Raw genomic sequence first — 20,044 nt, 5'->3', positions numbered from 1 at the left:
GCATTAATTTTCAATTTAGTGTAAAAAAGGATAGAAAGATATCGAGTCTCTAGAAAATTATTTTTATCATTCAGCTCTGCGTTATGATTTTCCTTATATTCTCGATTTTTATCATTTAGCCGAGCGATATCAAAAAACAGAAAAATCATCATGTTTTTGACCTTTCGTTATTTTGATAGACTTTTTTATGCCTGTTATCTGTCGGGTTTATGTAAAAGAAATTCATACTTGCGAGCATTGCAAGAACAGGATGAACATCAGGCATACTGCACGTCTCCTGAGTATCTTTTATCAAACTAGAGTACTTCTCCTATTTGAATAAGTCATTGATCAAGTTCTCAGTTTTTGAAGAAACGGTTAAATTTTCGAAAATTATGCTATGATTTAATTATCGAAAAGTAATCTTATTTTGGAAAAAACTATGGAAAGTTCGGTAATTGAATTACTTAAACCGGTGACTCTAGAAAAAGAAAACTGCGCCCCTATTAGTTTTGAAGCAGGTACTGTTTTGAAAGTGGTGATGCAGACTCCAACCAGTCTTCTGGTCAGTAATGATGATGACTTTAACTTTACCATTCCTTTAAAAGACAAAAATGAAGTGTGGCGAGAAATTTGAGTATTTTTCTCTTATGCAAATAGATGGGTTGTATCTGAGTTGGGTTTCTTAACTTATAGGATACGACCCTTAGCTTTTCTCCACTTTGATTGCTCTTTTATTATTTTTTCAAAAAATTATTTCTTTCCTCTTCTGTCATCATTTATTGATTTTAAATTGGCTCATATCCATTTGAGCAAAAAATTCTGTTTAATTGAAACATCATTTAGTTTTGTAACCTATGTAAGATCACTAATGATCTGTTTTCGGTCTTTTGTATCTACTCTGTCCTTGCGATGACACCTTTACATCTCTTCTCTCTGTTTAGCTCAACTTCATCTAATACCTACGCTTCGATTCAAAAAAAAGAATATTCAAGTTATTTTCAGAGTTTAGTCATAGAACTGGCGTTCATCTTTCTTCGATTTTTTATCCTCTGATAAAATTTATCAATAAGAATTAAAAAATAATCTGAGATGCTAAATTAAGAGGCTGTTTAAATTGTATAGCTCTGCAATTGGTCCCAGGAAAATTTAATAATACGAAATTTCCCTCTAGACAATTTTAGTATTTTTTCCTTTTAAGACAGCTTAGCCAATCTTAAAAATTATTAACTTTCATAAACTTAAGCTAAAAATTTTAATTATATATGCCCAATTTATAAATTTATTTAAATTATTATATTTAAAAAATAAAATACAAATTAATAATAAATACTATATTCTGAAAAATTAATTACAAAATACACATTCAAAAACAAAGATTAAATAATAAATCTTATTATGTAAAATCCTGAAAAACAATCAATCCAAGAAAATCTTAAAATATAAAATCCTCATAATTTATTTTTAAAATTTATTAACAATACTGGATTTCTACCAAAATATTTCTAAATCTTACAAAGTAACTGTACTTGTTAAAAGTGTTTCGTTTCTGCACTTAAAGCCAGTCTGTTAAATGAAATGTGTTATAAATTTAATCAAAGCAATGACCATTCAGGTAATTCTAACTTTTAAATCAATTTAAATTCAGAGGCTTAGGTAGTATTTATGTCGACTCTAAAAGAAGATCAAGATCTAGAAGATTCACTTGCTACATCTTCTTATATATTACCTCAAGTGATTTTAACTCAGCTCAAACCTATTATTTATTCTCACAAACTTGTTTTATTTCTTGATATTGATGGAACCATTTCTGAATTCCACCCAGATCCAGCAAAAAGTATAATTAAGAGCGAAACCTTAAATACCTTAAAAGAGTTAAAACAAGATATTCAATTAGTATTAGTAACCGGCCGCTCAATTGTACAAGCCCAAAAACTTATTTATCCATTTGACTGGAATATTGCCGGCTCTCACGGTCTGGAATTAAGCTATCAATCGCGTTTAAGCAAGTTAATTGATTTAAATCCTGAACAGTTTGAATTATTAAAAGATTATATTACAGAACATAGTAATAATATTTCTCAGACACGAATAGAAATTAAAGACTATTCAATCGCCCTGCATTTTCGTGAACATCCCTATTTAGAGCATCAAGTGCATGCATTTGCCTTGGATTGTCTCGCTCATTTTCAGGATTTTGAACTTAAGGCTGGAAAGTTTGTATTTGAACTGGTGCCCAAAGGTGCAAATAAAGGTTCAGCCATCCACCAAATCATTCAGCAATATCACTTAAGTGATCATTACCCCATTTTTATCGGCGATGACCTGACCGATGAAGCCGGTTTCCAAGTCATCAACACATTCAAAGGCTGCTCTATCAAAGTCGGCACAGGCAACACCGTGGCACAACATCGCCTCGAAAACGTGACTCAAGTACAGGCTTTTCTAGCGGAATTTTTAGAAATACTGAAAGCACAACAACAATTATTATTGGAGAAATTACATGTCGAAACTCATAGTGTTATCAAATCGTGTAAATCTACCTAAGACAGACAATACACAGGCAGGTGGATTAGCGGTGGCATTGCAGGATGCTTTGCAGGATATAGGCGGTATCTGGGTTGGCTGGAATGGATCCCGAGTTGACCAGATGAAAGAGCAGAAGTTTCAAATCCTGAAGCATCAAAATGTTGAATATCACACGAGTCCATTGACTGAATCCCAATATCAAGGTTTTTATTGTGGTTTTGCCAACAATGCATTGTGGCCGCTAATGCACGACCAGCATCAACTTGTAGATTATCAGCCGCAGGATTTTAAAATCTATCAGGATGTCAATTTGCGTTTTGCCAAGCACCTGAAACAGGTGGCATCTCCACATGACATTATCTGGATCCATGATTATCATTTTTTAAGCGTGGCGCATTATTGCCGTAAACTGGGCATGCGTAACCGTATTGGATTTTTCCTGCATATTCCCTTTCCTGAACTAAGGCTCTGGCAGACTTTAGCCGCCCATCGCGATCTGGCACATCATTTGGCCAACTATGATGTACTTGGTTTGCAGACCTCTCGCGATCAGGAAAACTGTCTAAATTTCCTTGAACAGACCTTAAAAGTGCAGCATCGTCACAATGAAATCCTGAATTATCAATCTCGAAAGATTCATGTGAAATGCTATCCGATTGGTGTGCATCCTGTGCAGCTACAGAATCAGGCCTCAGATACCCATCTGGAAAAGCTTCCCTTTGATCTGGATACAGTGCAGCCTTATAAAACCATCATTTCAGTTGACCGGATTGATTATAGTAAAGGCTTATTGGAGAAAATCGGATCGTTGCAGAGCTTGCTGGAAGATCAACCGGAGTTTAAAAATCAATTCCAGCAATTACAAATTGCCTGCCCATGCCGACTGGATGTAAAAACCTATAAGAACCTGTATACGCAATTTAAATCTGCCGTGCATGAACTCAATAGCCAGCATGGCACAGCGGACTGGTTACCTTTCGATTGCAGCTATGATACTTTGGGCCATGAGGCATTGATGCAACTATATCGTAAGGCAGATATTTGCTGGGTAAATTCGATCCGGGATGGTATGAATCTGGTCGCCAAGGAATATATTGCTGCACAGGATCCTTTAGATCCGGGTGTCTTGATTCTATCTAAATATGCCGGTGCTGCTGAACAAATGAAAGAAGCCTTACTGGTCGATCCTTATGAGCATGACAGTATGGCTAAAGCTTTGAAGAAGGCGCTGCGCATGTCTAAATCAGAACGTTTAGAGCGCTATCGTTATTTAAGCCAAGGCTTGAAAAATTTCGATATTATTCGCTGGCGTGATCAGTTTATTACTGACCTGAAAAACTCACAAAGCTTGCGGATCTATCGTCCGGTGGCTGCAGGAGTTTCAAACCAGTTCAGTATGCATGCCTAAATTTTTAAGTAAAAACAAACACCAGCATTAAGCTGGTGTTTCGTTTTGAAGAGGAGCCACAATCTCTTCGCTTTGTTGTACTTCGCTTGGGTCTGCAGTGAGATGATTCAAAATCACAATACTCAATAGACCAATCGCAATGACGCTAAATACTAAGCTCAATCCGATGATTTCACTACCAAAGCCGACCAATGCTGGCCCAATCAACGAACCTGTATAAGCAAATACCGATACATAAGACAATGCCACATGTGAAGCCAAAGTTTTCTGACGTCCTGCACGGGAAAACATCAGCGGTACAATGTTGGCACTACCTAAACCTAAAATCGCATAGCCGACCAACACCACTTGCCAGACTGGCGCAAAGACTACGGTTAATAAACCGGTTGCAGCCAAGAGTGCGCTTAACAGAATCGTATTTTTTTCACCAAACTGCTGAATAATCAGGTGTCCACTAAAACGCCCCAGTACCATCAAACCAGCAAAGAAACTATAAGCCAGACCGGTTTGCGCCGCAGGCAGGCTGAACTCAGTAGCAAGATAAATACCACTCCAGTCCATAGCTGCACCTTCCGAAAGGAAAGCCACAAAACAGATCAGACCAATGCCTAAAATTGCCCAGGTCGGTGCTGCTTTTTTCGCAGGTTGTTCTGATGATGTTTCTTCTACCGCCGTTTTTGGCTCAGCGCCCAAGCTCAAAGGAACAGCAAATAAGGCAATAAGCAGCAAAATCACACTGACAATCACCGCACCAGTTAAAGGCGCCAAGCCAAAACCCATTAACATGGTCATGCCCAGTACGCCTGCCAGACCACCTAAACTACACACCCCATGAAAACCCGACATTAAACTTTTACCGAGTTTTTTCTCAATCTGTGCAGCCTGAATATTGACAGTCACGCCCAAAGCCCCGGCACTGGCACCAAAGAAAAACAGGCTGATGGCCATCATTAAATGATTCGGACTATAAGCCAGAGCAGGCAAAATAAATAAAAATGCACTGAGAATTACGGCCAAAACAGCACGGCAACCCAAGGCATTGGCCAGTCGACCGGCCAGCGGCATCGCCAGCATTGAACCGATTCCGGCACACAGCAATAACAGGCCAAAATCAGCATGATTTAATAACAGGCGCTGCTGTGCATATGGAATTAAGGGTGCCCAAGCCGCAGTACTAAAGCCCAAGCTAAAGAAGCATAACGCAGTCGCTATTTTCTGCCATAGATATGGTGATGGAGACTGAATTCGAGAAAGCAGTGTTTGATTGAACATTGTATTACCAAAAAAGAAGGCTCAGGCATCCATTACCGTTGATCCATAGAAAAACCCCACAGACTTATAGCTAGAATGTATAAGTTTGCGGGGCTGAATTTGCGTGAATTATAAACAGAATAAATTTAAATGGAATAGTTTTTAGACACGAATTTTAAGATTTTTTACAAGTGTCTGATTGTATAAAATTTATAGTTTTATGCTTTTATTTGCACAGGCTGATCGGTTTTTTCGCGGCCTGCTTAAGCTCAAGTTTTTGCAGAAAATGGGCAAAACCTGCAGCAATTTTTGAGCTAAGACGACTGCTGGTAGTGACTCTCAGCTGATTCGACCAGACAATCTGCGCGTCAGCTTTTTCTAAACGACGGATGAAATCGACATCTTCATGACAGTCCAGTTGCTGAAACCCATTGACCTGTATATAAGCCGAAGCTTTAAAACACAGGTTTGCGCCATGAACATGCCGATGTCCCATGCTGTCCTGATAATGTCGGAGATAAGCCTGACGGGTTTTCCGGCTTAAATGATCCCATTGATCCAGCTCGACTACACCACAAATCGCATCGGTGGGTTGATGCTGTAACATCATCTGAAACCAGTCATACTGTACGAATGAATCGGCATCGGTACAGCAAATCCAATCACAACCTTGCTCGATCATCTGCTGAATCCCCAAATGGCGTGCCTTACCGACATTTCGGAAGTTGCAACTGATAGCTGGAATGTTCATTTGCTGAACTTTAGCAGCGGTACTATCAGTACAATGGTCCAAGACCACGAGAATCTGGATTTCAGGAAGATTTTTTATTGTTTTAAAGTATTGAAAAAAATAAGTTTGTGCTGATTTTAAGGCTAACAGGCAGCGTTCAATATAGGCTTCTTCATTACAGGCCGGAATCACCACACCGATTTTCTTCATCTCAAACCCTCCTGCTCTGCCACAGATTGCGCTGAATTCAGCCAGAGATCTACCAAAAAATCGGAGTCCTGCAAGCTTAAACAATGTTCATAGTTTAAATGCGCTTTGAGATACTGATGGACATCTTCACCATTTAGGCTAAATCCCGAGATTGGCGCGCGCCAATGACAACTCAAGATACATCCGCCCGGTTCCAGTGCAGTATGCAGCCATGTCAGCACCTGTTGCAGAGCAATCGGGTTCAAATAATATAAAATCTCACTGACGACAATGAGCTGAAATTTCTGTTCGGGCAAATCATCTGGCACGATCCGCTGTAACACCTGTACATGCGGATAAGCTTGTAAACGCTGCTGCGCCAAATGGATCGCAGTATTATTGGCATCCAGACACATTAAGCTATTTGTCCGCCGCGCCAGTTCCTGACTAAAGATGCCATTACTGCAACCAATCTCAATCGCGGAGTCAAACTGCAAGTGCGGCAAGATCGCCAGACAAATCTGCCGTTTGCGCTGTTCATACCAACGCTGTTCATATTGCCAGGGATCTCCCTGATTCAGTGCATATAAGGCATCGAAATATTCCTGATCATAGGCTGCTTTACTGTTCATACAGATACACCTCCCAGGGCTGTAAAATACGTTGTAATGCCTGCTCTGACAGAATCGGTGATTGATCTATCGTCGGATCAAGCTCGATCTGGCTCTTAAAACACCGCGCAGCTCGAGACTTATATTGTAATTCTTCCTCAGTTAATTTGAGTTGATGAGCGACGGTCCAGGGAATTCTGGTATCTCCAGGTGTTGCCCAATGCCATGCCCAAATCAAGACCTGAATACAGGGCAAATGAAGTTCAGTGGCCAGCTGCTGTGTGACCTGCCCCGTAATTTCATGATCTGGATGTCCATCATGAACAAATGTGCTAATTAACACATCATTCGGCTGCAGATAGGATTGCAGATGCTGTTGCAACACATCTCGCTGTTCGGCCACCTTGCCATCCTGAATGTCTAAAGCGATCCGCAGAATATTCTGTTTTAAAGGTAACGCTTCTAAAGCTGCTCGCGTTTCAGCAGGACGAATCTGGTTCAATTCTTCTGGACTATACAGGCTAGAGCCGGGATGACTGGCTGTCCCATTGGTAACGGCAAAAAGTACGATCTGATATCCCAATTTGTCTAGCCGTTGAATCAGGCCTCCACAGCCCAAAATTTCATCATCAGGATGAGGGGCAATGATGCAGACTCTGGCATCCGGTGGAATAACCTTAGGAATATCGAATTCCGGCATCTGTTGCAGAGTCTGACAGGAACGCCATTCTTCGAGCCGTGTGCCTTCGCCGTGGATGACACGATCCCCTACAATCTCATGTCTTATAACGTCCATAATTGTTCCTCCTGTGCAGTCAGCTCGCCAATCCGCTCCAAGTCAAATGCAGCATGACTTTGACGAATAAATACTGGAAGATCTGCTGCAAGCCGGGCGAAATGCGGATGCTCACAATACGGCGCAGCACCTAGGGCCTTACCTACATGAGTCAGTACATTTAAAGCCGTCGCTTCAACCTGAGCACGCAAGCTACGAATCTTTAATTCATGTGAATGTTGCGGTTGCTGATCAATCAATGTAGCGACTTGATGAAATAAGGACTGTGTCGCTAAAAGCTCCCGACTAACTTCACCAAGATACATGGCTTTATAGGCATGCGGTTTGAGCAAGAACGTCTGCCTTAAATATTCAGCCAAACGCACGGTTGCGCCATACCAGCACGCAGCCACACCTGCGGCACCGTGCCAGAATCCGGGCCGATCCAGATAGGCATCCGGAGCTGCGACTTTTTCTACCTCGACCCGATCCAGTTCTAGTCTGGCAGTTAAAGTATGATGCATGCCCACTGCCTGCCAGGCATCCTGATGATGCTGAATGCCTTCTTGCGACAAATCTAGAATCAGTAACTGGGATTGTTGCTGCTCATCACGGTAAGTCAGCAGGCCGTGTTGCACCCAACCTGCAGCAGAACACCAGGGCTTAATCCCACTTAACTTTCCTGCTTGCAATATTAAAGGTTTGGGTCCACCTTCTGCCGCCCATACTGCCCATAAGCCTTTTTGTTCTACCGGAATATTCAGTTCATGCAGAATAGCCAATGCATCTAAATGCGATTCATACAGTTTTCCCAAGCTCAGATTACTGGCTGAGACCTGGCTGAGTATCTGCCAGCGTTTTAAGGTGGCTCCGGAAGCGGGATAAGGCACCTGGTCGGAAATCGCTACCAACTCCATTAAAGTGTGCTGAATTTTTTCCTGTAGCTCCAGAGGAGAATTTTCAAATCTTTGTAATATTGAACCGAGGTTCATGCATGCGGTCCCTCATAAAATACAGATAATGTTGTTTTGTTTGTAAAGTCAGTTAATGAGAAAGCTTGCGCATTTGTTTTAAACGTGTGGTCAGCCCTAGTACCTTACGCCGTGCATTAATCTCTTCTTCATTGAAACAGAGTTGCTGCATTAGTTCAGCTAAAGGCAAATGATTATGTTCAATGAGATAAATGTCCTGTTCTCTGCTCCATTTGGCTTGTTGTGCTTGAGCCAACAACTTTTTGACATCCAGTCTCACCATCTCTTCATCCATTTTAAAACCATGAGGATAGAAGCCTTAGCCTCTATCCTCTAACATAAATTGAATCGTTTAGGCAGGAATCGCTTCCGCAATCGCTTCACGCGTCCAGACACGATGGTTTAGGATTAAAGTCTTGAAGCTATCTTGTACTGCTTCAAACTGTCCGTTTGCCAGAGTTCCTTCATCGCTAACCAAACGCAGATCTTCAATCAGCTTGCCTTTATCACCCAGGAACACGATTGGTTTTAAATGCTTGTAGGCTTCCAGCAGATAATGAGTCGCCACACCGTCTTTCATTACCACATCGTAATTATCACCGTCAGTAATCACCACGGCATCATAGGCAATGGATGGTTCTGCTTTTTGCATACCATCGGAAGGAATCACCTCGCCTTGCTGACCCAGTACCGGGCCCGGTTTTGGGGTCAGTACATCGACCACAGCCCCTTCTGATTCTGCCCAAGCTTGAACAGCTTTGATACTGACCTCATTGGCCTTGTCGTGCACCAATAGCGCAATTTTGCGTGCCTTAATATCTTCAGGTTTAAATGCCTCAAAAGATAAACGTGGTGAAACCTGCACCTCTGGCAATTTTGCCGCCTTTTTCTCTGCCGGAATTTCAATACCCAATTGGTCAGCAACCTGCTGTGCCAAGTCCAAATCGATATTGCAGAGCACTTCAAGTACTTCACGTTCACGAATATATTTGCGCTCCACCTTGCTCAGCTCGAAGACATAGGCATCGACAATGTGCTTTTGCTCATGTGGTGCCTGGCTGCGGTAGAAAAGACGGGCCTGACTAAAGTGATCACTGAATGATTCGCTACGCTGACGGATCTTGTGTCCATCAATACGCTCCTGATAGCTTTCAAAACCACCGCCTTGTTCAGCTGGCGGAGTCTCAGTCGGCCAGTTATTGTCAATCGAATTCGGCTCATAACTGGCTTGACCGGTATGTACAATACGCTGGTGTAAACCATCACGCTGGTTATTGTGGAATGGACAAACCGGCTTGTTAATTGGGATCTGGTGGAAGTTTGGACCACCTAAACGGCTGAGCTGAGTATCGGTATAAGAGAACAGACGGGCCTGCAATAATGGATCATTGGTAAAATCCAGTCCTGGCACAATATGTCCCGGACAGAATGCCACCTGCTCGGTTTCACCGAAGAAATAATCGACATTACGGTTCAGCACCATTCTGCCAATCGGCGTCACCGGCACCAGTTCTTCCGGAATAATTTTGGTTGGGTCCAGCAAGTCGAAGTCGTACTTCATCTCATCTTCTTCTGGGACGACCTGTACACCCAACTCCCATTCCGGATAGTTACCGGAGGCAATCGCTTCATATAAGTCACGACGATGGAAATCCGGATCTTTACCCGCCAGTTTTTGTGCTTCATCCCAGACCAGTTGGGCTAGACCCTGTTTTGGCGTCCAGTGGAATTTAACAAAAACCGCTTTATTCTCGGCATTGATAAAACGGAAAGTATGTACACCAAAGCCTTGAATGGCTCTTAAATTACGCGGAATACCCCGATCCGACATGGCCCACATCACCGCATGTGCAGATTCAGGCACTAAAGAAACAAAATCCCAGAAAGTATCATGTGCAGATGCACCGGTAGGAATCTCGGTCTGAGGTTCAGGTTTGACTGCATGTACAAAATCCGGGAACTTGATCCCATCCTGGATAAAGAATACCGGCGCATCATTCGCTACCAGATCGAAGTTACCTTCATCCGTATAAAACTTGGTGGCAAAACCACGGATATCACGTACCGTATCTGCTGAACCACGTGGTCCCTGTACGGTAGAAAAACGCACAAATACTGGCGTTTGCACACTGGTATTGGTCAGGAAGCCTGCCTTGGTCAGTTTTTCATTCCCCGGATAAGCCTCAAAATAGCCATGTGCGCCGACACCGCGGGCATGCACAATACGTTCTGGAATTCGCTCATGGTCAAAATGGGTAATTTTTTCCCGGAGAATAAAATCTTCGATCAAGGTCGCACCGCGAACGCCTGCCTTGAGACTGTTCTGGTTATCGGAAATTTTAACCCCTTGATTGGTAGTGAGTGCCTGTTCGGTCGCATCACTGCGATATGCGTCGAGCTGTTCACTTTTTTTATTGGTATTTTGTTTGTCTAAACCGTCTTTACCAGTCGCGGGGCTATTGGCCTTAATTTTCATGATGTATTCCTTGCTGAGCTTGAGTTTAGTTCAGATATTTTTGGTCTATCTCAAAGTCGCTTGAGCTTATATATTGCATGGCTTACCGAATCAAAATCATCCCGCAAGTCAATCTGCTACAGCCGATCCTGTATCAGCCTCACATTTCTTCTGAATATGCTGACTCGAAGCATTTTTGCTTTTCTGGGAATATTGTTATTGGTTTCGCCTGTGTCCTAACATAACTGCATTTGAGAAAGAGATTTATTATTGTTTGTAGTGCCTTGTTTAATTAAAGCAGCATTGTGTTATTTTTTATAAATTTCGGGTTTATTAATGATTAAGATTTTAATCTAAGTTATTTATTTAAAATAAAATTTTGAAATATTACAGAGATATTTTGAAATAAAGACTCAGTGGAGTGATATGTGATCTTGCTCATAAATAAGCGTCATAACCTAACACGATGTTTCAGTCCTGAAATGATTAGGACTTTTTTAGAAGTTCAATTTGCTATGAAAAATTAACGTGCTACCGCTGAAGATGGTCAGAACTTGACAGATTTAAATAGTTACAATCCCGCGCCCTGCTTATACATAATGACTAAACTTCCTGCCTTTATATTGATCTAATATCTATAACTTATAACCACTTAAATCTCTTAGCCTGTTAGATCAAATACAAAGTCATAGAGATCATTTCATCTCTTGGCTCGGGCTTCAGATACATCCGACTTTATTTTAATACACCGTATCGCGTTAAGTTTGAAGGAGTAAGAGCATGGCCTCTTCTAAAAAAGAATCTAAAGCAATGAAAATTGATATCGGGATTTCGCATGATGATCGCGCCAAAATTGTCGATGGTTTATCCAGACTTTTAGCAGACAGCTATACCCTGTATTTGATGACTCATAATTTCCACTGGAATGTCACCGGCCCCCAGTTCAACAGCCTGCACAACATGTTTATGACTCAATACACCGAGCAGTGGAATGCGTTGGACGTCATTGCTGAACGTATTCGGGCTTTGGGTTTTGCAGCACCCGGTACTTATAAACAGTTTGTGAAACTTACCTCCATTAAAGAAGTCGAAGGTGTGCCTAAAGCCGAAGAAATGATACGTTTACTGGTAGATGCGCATGAAACTGTGGCACGTACTGCCAGAAGTATTTTCTCGATCATTGAAGAAGCCAATGATCAGCCGACTGCTGACATTCTCACGCAAAGACTGGAAGTACACGAAAAAACTGCCTGGATGCTGAGAAGTAATCTGGAACAATAAAGTCGGATTGAATCTTTGAGATGGGGCTTATGCAAGGATGAAGCGCAAACTTGTGGTAGTTCCACTAAGTTCGGTTTCATCCTGACGTTTATATTAGAGGGATTTATCGGCACTCAATGATTAGATCAAGCTAAAAGTCAGGATCATTAAAATTAAACCGTCAAAATTTAAGGATGTAGGCAATCGCGTACATCCTTTTTTTAACAAACAGGTTGTTTACAGATTATTTCAATCTCAGATATGGCTATCATTTTTTGAAAGCTATAAATCTGAAATATCTTTTCTATCACTTCAAAAAATTAGCCCTCCTGGTTCCTTGCAGTTTGGATTAATCTTGATGCGGATTGCTCGAATCACTTTCAATCCGGCCATCGACCAGATTGATGGTACGATCACAAGTGGCAGACAGGCGCGGATCATGCGTGACTAAAAGTACGGCGCAGTCGCGTTCACGATGCACTTTACGAAACAGTTCAAACATATCAGCCGCGGTCTGGGTATCCAGATTACCTGTCGGTTCATCGGCCAATAATAATGCCGGCTCAGTAATCAAGGCCCGAGCAATGGCCACCCGCTGCTGCTGTCCTCCGGAAAGTTCATTCGGTTTACGTTCAGCAAATTTTTCCAGCCCCACTGCCGCTAGTAAATCACGTGCGCGTTGCATTGCCTGCTGATCCGGTTTGCCATGCGCCATCATTAAAGGCATGAGAATATTATCCAGTGCACTAAATGCCTGAATCAGATGGTGAAACTGAAATACAAACCCGATGCTGTTGCCGCGCAGCGCCGTACGGCCGGTATCATCCATCGCACTGGTAGGTTGTCCCAACAAGTACAGCTCGCCGCTCGTTGGTTTATCCAGCAGTCCCAGAATATTTAATAAGGTACTTTTGCCAGAACCGGAAGGGCCAATGAGTGCGGCAAAGTCGTTGCGATCAATGCGCAGGTCAATGCCATGCAAGACCTCAACCTCATTGGGCTGTCCAATATTATAAGATTTTCGCAGCGCTTCCAGACGCAGAACTTCCTGAGATTGCTCAGACATGACGAATCGCCTCCACCGGGTCGAGTGCCGCGGCCCGGCGTGATGGCACCGCTGCAGCCAGTACGCCTGTTAATGTCGCCAACAATAATGCCAAAATCACCAGTTCAATCGATATCGGAATATAGAATAATCCCGGACCAAAATTATTAAATACCCACACCAGGCCATAACTGACTATGCTGCCCAGCACTGAACCGAGCAAGCCGAAGATTGCGCCCTGAAACAGAAAAACCCTCAGGATTTGCGATTGGGTTGCACCTGTCGCCCGCAGAATACCAATTTCTCGGGTGCGCTGCACCACACTGACGGACATGACGCTGGCAATCCCGAAAGCCACCGAAATTGCGACAAAGACAATAATCATATTAGTCGACAGGCTTTGTGCAGTAATGGCATTCATCAGTTGTGCATTGGTTTCAATCCAGCTTTCGGCTTTTAATGAGGTCAGGCGTCCGACTTGTGCGGCAACCTGGTCTGCTTCAAAAATATTGGCAATGGTTAGGTCAATCACCGTTACCCCGCCTGGCAGGCCGAGTAAGGACTGTGCCTGCTTGAGATCCAGATAGACATAACGCGCATCCAGTTCGCGCACACCCAGTTCAAAAATACCGGCAATATTCACCAAAGCACTATTTTGTTGACCAGTATCCAGTCGCAACTTGCTGCCGACCTGAACACCGAGGTCTTTGGCCAGTTGACTGCCAATCAGCACATCATCCGCGCCGACCCGCAACTGACCACTGATTAAATATTCTTTTAATGGAATGATCTGCTGATAACGCTCCAGATTCATCCCGACCAAGGCCACGGATTCAATCGCATCACCGCGTTGTACAAAGGCAGGACCAGACACCACCGGCGAGACAGCGGTCAGTACAGGTAATTGGTCTAATGTTTCAGTAATCTGTTGCCAATTGTTGATCGAACGCAGGCGCTGTGCTCGTTTGTCTTCCTGCAATAATTGCACGGTTCCGGCGGGAGGTGACACAATCCGGTTGACTTCATCCGGTGACAACAGACGAATATGTGCCTGTGTACCTAAGGTTCGTTCGACAATATTGGCTTGCAGCCCCTGAATCAAAGCGGTGATAAAGACGATCACCGCTACGCCCACGGCAACCCCGATGGTAATCATGATGGACTGCGCGCGACCCTCGCGCAAAAAACTGACCGCGATTTTCCATTCGATCCAGAGCCGCCCGAATAAGTTTTTCAATCGAAGTTCACCGGTAATTCATTTTTGCTATTGGCCATATCAGCAGAATTCTGCAATGAACTCTGTTGTGGTTTTAAGCGAACTCTGGTGCCATCCTCCAATGAAGATTCGGCATCTGCCAGCACCTGATCACCCTCGCTCAGCCCGGTTTTCACTTCTGACATGGCCAGGCCACGCAAGCCCAAAGTAATCTGCTGACGCTGTACTTTTCCAGCACGTACTATTAAGACCACAGCTTTATCTCCTTTGATACTGCTTAAAGCATCATTCGGAATAGCCAGTGCCCGTGTTCGTTTGGCCGTCTCGACATTCACCGATACCGTCATGTCCTGACGCAGAAAATCAGGTACGGGGTTGACAGTTAACCTGACCTCTACTGTACCGCGCTGTGGGTCAATACTTGGCGCAATAAAATTGATCCGAGCTGGGAAAGACTGATCCGGATAGGCATCGCTAATGACGGTCGCATTTTGCTGCAAGGCGAGTTGCGGTAAATTCCGCTCATCTAGCGGTACCCGGATTTCTGTATTCCCTGTTAACGCAATGGTAAATAAAGTTTGTCCCGGCTGAACCAGATCACCCGGCTCGACATCGCGTGTCAGTACTGTGCCGGCGACCGCAGCCCGAATCTTGGTTTTGGCCAGTTGAGCCTGTGCCACTGCAAGCTGCTCCCGAAGCGACGCTTCTTCGACTTGACCCGCAGCCAATGCGGCTGCTTTTACCCGAGCTGTCTCATAATTATTGCGCGCGACTCTTTCTGCTTCCACAGCCTGTTCGACTTCTTCCCTCGACAGGATACCGGCTTCTGCATTACGTCGACGTGTAGCTTCTCGGCTGGCTTGCTCCAGCTGGGCTTTGGCACTGGCCAGTTCTGCTGCAGCCTGTGGCCGTCGGCTGCTTGCCAATTCGGTCAATGCCAGCTCGGCCTGTCTGACTTGGGCCAGCAATTCATCCGATTTCAATACCACCAGCAGATCACCCGGTTTAACCTGATCGCCTTCCTGCACCAGACGTTGCAGAACCACAGCACTAATTTCACTGCCTACCTGGGCACGTGAAACTGTCGCAACACGTCCGGTCGCAACAACATTTTGTACCAGCGGCATGGCACTCAGCGTATAACTAGGCACCACTGGCCCCTGCCACCAACGAAATAGGGCAAACCCTACTGCCAGTAGCAATACGATAATGAGCAAAATTTTATAGCGGGCAGCGCGCAATGAGAATCTCCGGTTGATTCTTCTAATTTAAAATAAGAAAGTCAAAACTGTATTTGTTTTTCTCCTAAGGTTTAATTTACAACAAGTTTCTAATTGGAATTATAGGTATTTTGTTGAGTTTGAAAAGAATGTTGAGTTCCTGTCCACTTTTATGAGCTAGCTTAAGTCGGTGTCAGTGAATTTAATCAATAACAGATCCAGACACAGGATCAGGTAACAGAAAATTGTATTAAATTTCTCTTGAGTTCAAGGAATGGGAGCTTTCATCAAAAAACAGGCTAGATCATGATAGAGCTCGCCTGTTCAATCGCTTGGGTGTTAATTGGATATTAGTTAAATGTTAGACCGTACGACGCAATGGCTGATCACGTTGCGCCAGACTTTTGCCCATCGGCACGAGTCGTCTATCAGGATCAATCTTTTGCCAAGGCAGATCATTCGGGTCTGCTTTCATGGCACCAGGCGCTTTCGCGACCAAAATGGCAGCAGCCATGTCCTGAAAATCTACACGAAAATGTACCGAGCTTTTCACTACGACAATCGTTTTATCTTCAGGCACAATACCAAAAATTCTAAACATATTACGATCGAGCAACTGAGCTTTATAGGAACTGACTGCAATTTCAATACCGTCTATTTCCAGTAATACACTCGGGCCGATATCCGCCTCGACGCCATGCATCATGGGTCCGCCATAGCTGAATTTTCCATCGCTATAGGCTTTGATTTTAAATTTAGCGCTAAATGGAGCATCCCCCGCAATACCCGATGTTCCGCCCAGTTGCGCATAAAAATGCTGACCAAGCCCAAGCTGATATGCTTGTTGCACCACCGCAGGATCTACGATGAGGCCAATCAATCCATTTTTAACTTGATGTCGATGTAGCGCCGATAACATCCCGGTTGTATTCGAATCGCCATCAGCTCCCGGATTATCCTGAGTATCTGCAATTACCACAGGTTTGGTCGAATGATGCTGTTGGTATAATTGCAGCGCCTGCTGCACGGCATGATCGGGTGATAAAAAACCCATATTCCAATGCGTTTCTTGTTGCAGCACATGGGCGATATAGCGTTGCATGGCCTGATCTAACTGCACAGCATTTTCACTATAGCCCCAGATACAACCACCACATTCGGCAAAATCTGCCGCCGGAAAACCCGGCGTGAAATTCATCTGGACAAGATTATTTTGTTCTAGCTGTTCGAGTAAATTCATACAAGACTGGGTAGGTTCCAGCTCGGTACATTGTGCATTCAGCGCAATTAAAAACGGCAGCTTATACATTTGCTTATGCAGCTTTTTACCTCGGAATATTTGATCCAACACTTGAGCGCAACGTTGTCCGGTTTGGGCCATATCTACATGCGGATAGGTCCGATAGCAAATCAGCACATCACTATGGGCAAACATCGCTTGCGTGACATTGGCATGGAAATCCAGACTGGCAATTACCGGAATATCCGGCCCAACTGCTTCACGAACCCGTCTTAACAATTCGCCTTCACCATCATCCACCTGTTCACTGACCATAGCACCATGCAGATCCAGATACACCGCATCTGCCGGATGCTGCTGGATGCTTGCAATAATTTCATCACAGATCCGCTGGTAAGTGTCCTGCTCTACATGCGCTGAAGGTGAAGTGCCCGCCCAGATCACCGGTAAAAGTTGATACCCGAATTGTTCCGCTTGTTGAATAAAACCGCCAATCGGAATGTTCTGTTCCCGAAATTTCAGGATATCTGCGCCGCGGCTAAGCGGCGGAAATCCCCCACCCTGGACAAAATCCGCGTAGCTTGCTTTGGTCGGGGCAAAGGTATTGGTTTCATGTTGAAAGCCCGCAATGATGATTTTCTTCATATCCTGAATCCTTCCTATGCTACGTATTGATTATTTATCGACGATTAAGGCGGCGCGTGTTGTTTGCTGAGGTGCAGCTTGCTTTTTCAGTCTGAAGGCATAAATTAGGAAAGCGCCACCGAGCATCATGATCACAGCAATCGTGAACCAGCCTGCCAGCATGGAACCGGTCATTGATTGCGCTATGCCCATAATATTTGGACTGACAAAACCACCGAGTAATCCAATACTGTTAATCAGGGCAATTCCGCCTGCTGCCGCACTACCGCTTAAGTATTTCGATGGAATTGACCAGAAAATGGTATAGGCACTAAACATAAAGCCCGTTGCGGTACAGATCGCAATAAAGGACAGCAGGAAATTCGCACTCATCACCGACAACATCAAGCTGACTCAGGCCAATACCGTCGGCACTACACAATGCCATTTCCGTTCCTGCCATTTGTCCGAGCTGCGGGCAAAAATGATCATGAAAATTGCACCGCATAAATATGGAATCGCCACCAGCCAACCAATCATCTGCAAATTTTGGATACCGCCCGACTTCAGTAAAGATGGTAGTCAGAAGCCAATCGCATAGATCCCACAGATAATGGTGAAGTAGGCCAAGGCCATGAAATAAATCCAAGGATCCTTTAATACCGCTTTAAAATTACTATGACCAGTGGCAGACTGATGTTGGGAAATTTCTTTCACCAATAAGGCTTTGTCCTCTTGGGACAGCCATTTTGCTTGTGAGGGATGATCAGTTAAATAAAAGTACGCTACGCAGCCCAACAGCACGGTCGGCACAGCTTCTAATAAAAATAACCATTGCCAGCCAGAAAGATTATAAATCTGATGGAAAGTACTCATAATTTGTGTCGATAACGGTGCGCCTAACATGCCAGCAAGCGGCCCGGCCAGCATGACAATCGCCATGACACGTGCCATGCGTGCACCGGAATACCAATAGGTCAGATAGAAAATCATGCCCGGGGCAAAACCGGCTTCGAATACGCCTAGTAAAAAGCGCAAGACATAGAACATCTGCGGGGTGGTGACAAATAGCATCGACATGGAGGTCAGGCCCCACAAAATCATGATGCGGGTAATGGTTTTTCTGGCGCCGACTTTTTCAAAATACAGGTTGGTTGGCACTTCAAACAGGACATAACCTAAAAAGAATATGCCGGCTGCCATGCCATAAATTGCATCGTTAAAGCCCAGCTCCTGCTGCATTTGCAACTTGGCAAATCCGATATTGATCCGGTCCAGATAAGCAAAGAAATAACACAGCAATAAAAATGGCAGCAGGCGCCAGCTTACTTTCTTGTAAATCTGGTCTAACCGTTGTTGACGGGAGGTGATTAAATCCATCTAAAACTCCTTTTTATCTAGATCTTCTTATTGTTCAAAACCCATGTAAGCATGCTCCTGACTTGATAACAATGTAATTTTTTAGGCATACTGATGCTTTAAAAGCATCAGAGTTTTTATGGACAGAAACTTGCAATTCCTTGCGCCACTGAACGGAATCAATGAAAAGCGTTTACGCTATTTCTATACGGTGATGATGTTTGGCTCGATGCGTAAAGCAGCAGACATCCTGAATATCGAACAGTCTGCCATGAGCCGACAGATTCAACTCTTTGAATCTGAAATAAAAATAAACTTATTTAAACGTAAGGGACGGCATATTATTCCGACTGAAGCTGCCTATCTGGTACTTGAGTATTTCAAGGAAAATAAAAATCGTGAAAATGAATTATTTGACAGTTTATTTCAGCTGCAATCTTCTCAACTCGGCAAAGTGAACATTGTTTCTAGTGAAAGTTATATGCAACACATGATTTATGATGTACTTCGACATGTGCATCATAAATATCCAAATCTTGAAATCCAGTTAGAATTAATGAGTGCCCAGCATGTGGTACGACATATTGTGGACAGCCTGGCGCATATTGGACTGGCGTATAATCCTCCATTTCATACAGACATCAGCACCATTGCCCATAAAACAGAACCTTTTATTCTGGCTGTTCCTGCCGGTCATCCTCTTGCCAAGCTCAAGCATCGCATTTGTCTTTCCGAAATTTCAGACTATAAATTTGCCTTAATGCCCGTAGGGCATGGTTTCCGTCAGCTACTCGACAGTGAAATGGTGCACTTACAAGTGAACCTGAATATTGGTCTGACCACCAATTCTATTTATGCCTTAAAAAATTATGTGGTGGCTGGACATGGGATTTCCGCCATGCGCTATGCAGATATCGCAGATGCGGTTAAAGAAGGTCAGGCCGTTGCCTTAACTATTGATTCCGAGCTGTGCAACACGGCTCAGACCCAATTGATGGTCCGCAAAATACCCATTTGTCAGAGTCGAAACATTTATTGATTGAGCGTATTCGTTCTAGGGCGTGTCATCAATTAAGCCATATCATGATTGAAGCAAGGTAGATTGCTGACAGGAAGTTTTGAGCCAATTTATCATAGCGCGTAGCAATACCTCGATACTGCTTGAGCTTGGCGAAGAAGTTC

20 protein-coding genes are annotated in these 20,044 nt (G+C 43.7%); 5 read left to right on the top strand and 15 right to left on the bottom strand.

Annotated elements, in window-relative coordinates; genetic code table 11:
* Positions 1-421 precede the first annotated feature (421 nt).
* The 3 genes from FTV08_RS02310 (at position 422) to FTV08_RS02300 (ending at position 3,916) form a co-directional block, all read left to right on the top strand.
* Entirely contained in the window at positions 422-616 is a 195-nt protein-coding gene (locus FTV08_RS02310; protein ID WP_044111243.1) for a hypothetical protein, read from the top strand.
* Positions 617-1,644: 1,028 nt separating this feature from the next.
* A complete protein-coding gene (gene otsB / locus FTV08_RS02305; protein ID WP_180086520.1) occupies positions 1,645-2,526 on the top strand; it encodes a trehalose-phosphatase in 882 nt (293 codons plus the stop codon).
* A complete protein-coding gene (locus FTV08_RS02300) occupies positions 2,483-3,916 on the top strand; it encodes a trehalose-6-phosphate synthase (RefSeq protein ID WP_180086518.1) in 1,434 nt (477 codons plus the stop codon). The genes otsB and FTV08_RS02300 overlap by 44 nt, the downstream gene beginning before the upstream one ends.
* 27 nt (positions 3,917-3,943) lie before the next feature.
* Here the strand turns inward: FTV08_RS02300 and FTV08_RS02295 are convergent, their stop codons facing one another.
* The 7 genes from FTV08_RS02295 to katE all read right to left on the bottom strand — a co-directional run bounded on the left by FTV08_RS02295 (position 3,944) and on the right by katE (position 10,919).
* Entirely contained in the window at positions 3,944-5,188 is a 1,245-nt protein-coding gene (locus FTV08_RS02295) for an MFS transporter (RefSeq protein WP_180086516.1), read from the bottom strand.
* Between the two features lie 205 nt (positions 5,189-5,393).
* A complete protein-coding gene (locus FTV08_RS02290) occupies positions 5,394-6,107 on the bottom strand; it encodes a glycosyltransferase family 2 protein (RefSeq protein WP_180086514.1) in 714 nt (237 codons plus the stop codon).
* Complete coding sequence (locus FTV08_RS02285) at positions 6,104-6,718, bottom strand: class I SAM-dependent methyltransferase (protein WP_004730404.1); 615 nt, start codon at positions 6,716-6,718, stop codon at positions 6,104-6,106. The genes FTV08_RS02290 and FTV08_RS02285 overlap by 4 nt, the downstream gene beginning before the upstream one ends.
* Positions 6,708-7,493: a PIG-L deacetylase family protein gene (locus tag FTV08_RS02280; RefSeq protein WP_180086513.1), complete on the bottom strand. Its 786-nt coding sequence runs from the start codon at positions 7,491-7,493 to the stop codon at positions 6,708-6,710. The genes FTV08_RS02285 and FTV08_RS02280 overlap by 11 nt, the downstream gene beginning before the upstream one ends.
* Positions 7,481-8,464, bottom strand: coding sequence for an acyl-CoA dehydrogenase (locus FTV08_RS02275; RefSeq protein WP_180086511.1), 984 nt, complete (start codon positions 8,462-8,464; stop codon positions 7,481-7,483). The genes FTV08_RS02280 and FTV08_RS02275 overlap by 13 nt, the downstream gene beginning before the upstream one ends.
* Positions 8,465-8,516: 52 nt before the next feature.
* Entirely contained in the window at positions 8,517-8,726 is a 210-nt protein-coding gene (locus FTV08_RS02270; RefSeq protein ID WP_005247038.1) for a hypothetical protein, read from the bottom strand.
* A gap of 69 nt (positions 8,727-8,795) precedes the next feature.
* The gene (katE, locus tag FTV08_RS02265) at positions 8,796-10,919 is read right to left on the bottom strand and encodes a catalase HPII (RefSeq protein WP_180086508.1); all 2,124 of its coding nucleotides are present in this window, start codon (positions 10,917-10,919) and stop codon (positions 8,796-8,798) included.
* A 759-nt stretch (positions 10,920-11,678) separates the two neighbouring features.
* Here katE and FTV08_RS02260 point away from each other — a divergent pair.
* Complete coding sequence (locus tag FTV08_RS02260; RefSeq protein WP_044111260.1) at positions 11,679-12,179, top strand: Dps family protein; 501 nt, start codon at positions 11,679-11,681, stop codon at positions 12,177-12,179.
* A gap of 328 nt (positions 12,180-12,507) precedes the next feature.
* Here FTV08_RS02260 and FTV08_RS02255 read toward each other — a convergent pair whose 3' ends face one another.
* The 7 genes from FTV08_RS02255 to FTV08_RS16165 form a co-directional block, all read right to left on the bottom strand.
* A complete protein-coding gene (locus FTV08_RS02255; RefSeq protein WP_086044054.1) occupies positions 12,508-13,224 on the bottom strand; it encodes an ABC transporter ATP-binding protein in 717 nt (238 codons plus the stop codon).
* On the bottom strand, positions 13,217-14,440 hold the full coding sequence (locus FTV08_RS02250) for an ABC transporter permease (RefSeq protein ID WP_180037588.1): 1,224 nt from the start codon (positions 14,438-14,440) through the stop codon (positions 13,217-13,219). The genes FTV08_RS02255 and FTV08_RS02250 overlap by 8 nt, the downstream gene beginning before the upstream one ends.
* Positions 14,437-15,660, bottom strand: coding sequence for an efflux RND transporter periplasmic adaptor subunit (locus FTV08_RS02245; protein ID WP_180086506.1), 1,224 nt, complete (start codon positions 15,658-15,660; stop codon positions 14,437-14,439). The genes FTV08_RS02250 and FTV08_RS02245 overlap by 4 nt, the downstream gene beginning before the upstream one ends.
* Before the next feature lie 340 nt (positions 15,661-16,000).
* Positions 16,001-17,524, bottom strand: coding sequence for a M81 family metallopeptidase (locus FTV08_RS02240; protein ID WP_180086504.1), 1,524 nt, complete (start codon positions 17,522-17,524; stop codon positions 16,001-16,003).
* A gap of 30 nt (positions 17,525-17,554) precedes the next feature.
* Positions 17,555-17,896: a hypothetical protein gene (locus FTV08_RS16175; RefSeq protein ID WP_228740346.1), complete on the bottom strand. Its 342-nt coding sequence runs from the start codon at positions 17,894-17,896 to the stop codon at positions 17,555-17,557.
* Between the two features lie 21 nt (positions 17,897-17,917).
* Entirely contained in the window at positions 17,918-18,043 is a 126-nt protein-coding gene (locus tag FTV08_RS16170; RefSeq protein WP_257221145.1) for a hypothetical protein, read from the bottom strand.
* A 42-nt stretch (positions 18,044-18,085) separates the two neighbouring features.
* Positions 18,086-18,883: an MFS transporter gene (locus FTV08_RS16165; protein ID WP_249449774.1), complete on the bottom strand. Its 798-nt coding sequence runs from the start codon at positions 18,881-18,883 to the stop codon at positions 18,086-18,088.
* 118 nt (positions 18,884-19,001) lie between these two features.
* On the opposite strand from FTV08_RS16165, the gene FTV08_RS02230 reads away from it, so the two are divergent.
* Positions 19,002-19,901, top strand: a complete 900-nt coding sequence (locus FTV08_RS02230; protein WP_228740344.1) for a LysR family transcriptional regulator — start codon at positions 19,002-19,004, stop codon at positions 19,899-19,901.
* Between the two features lie 28 nt (positions 19,902-19,929).
* Here the strand turns inward: FTV08_RS02230 and FTV08_RS02225 are convergent.
* The coding region (locus FTV08_RS02225; protein ID WP_141697862.1) for a transposase at positions 19,930-20,044 on the bottom strand (115 nt) is incomplete at its 5' end.

The sequence above is a fragment of the Acinetobacter sp. YH12226 genome, assembly GCF_013417805.1.
In the GTDB taxonomy this organism is placed as follows: domain Bacteria; phylum Pseudomonadota; class Gammaproteobacteria; order Pseudomonadales; family Moraxellaceae; genus Acinetobacter.
Note: the sequence above shows the minus strand (reverse complement) of the source record. Positions and strands in the feature narration are given on the sequence as shown.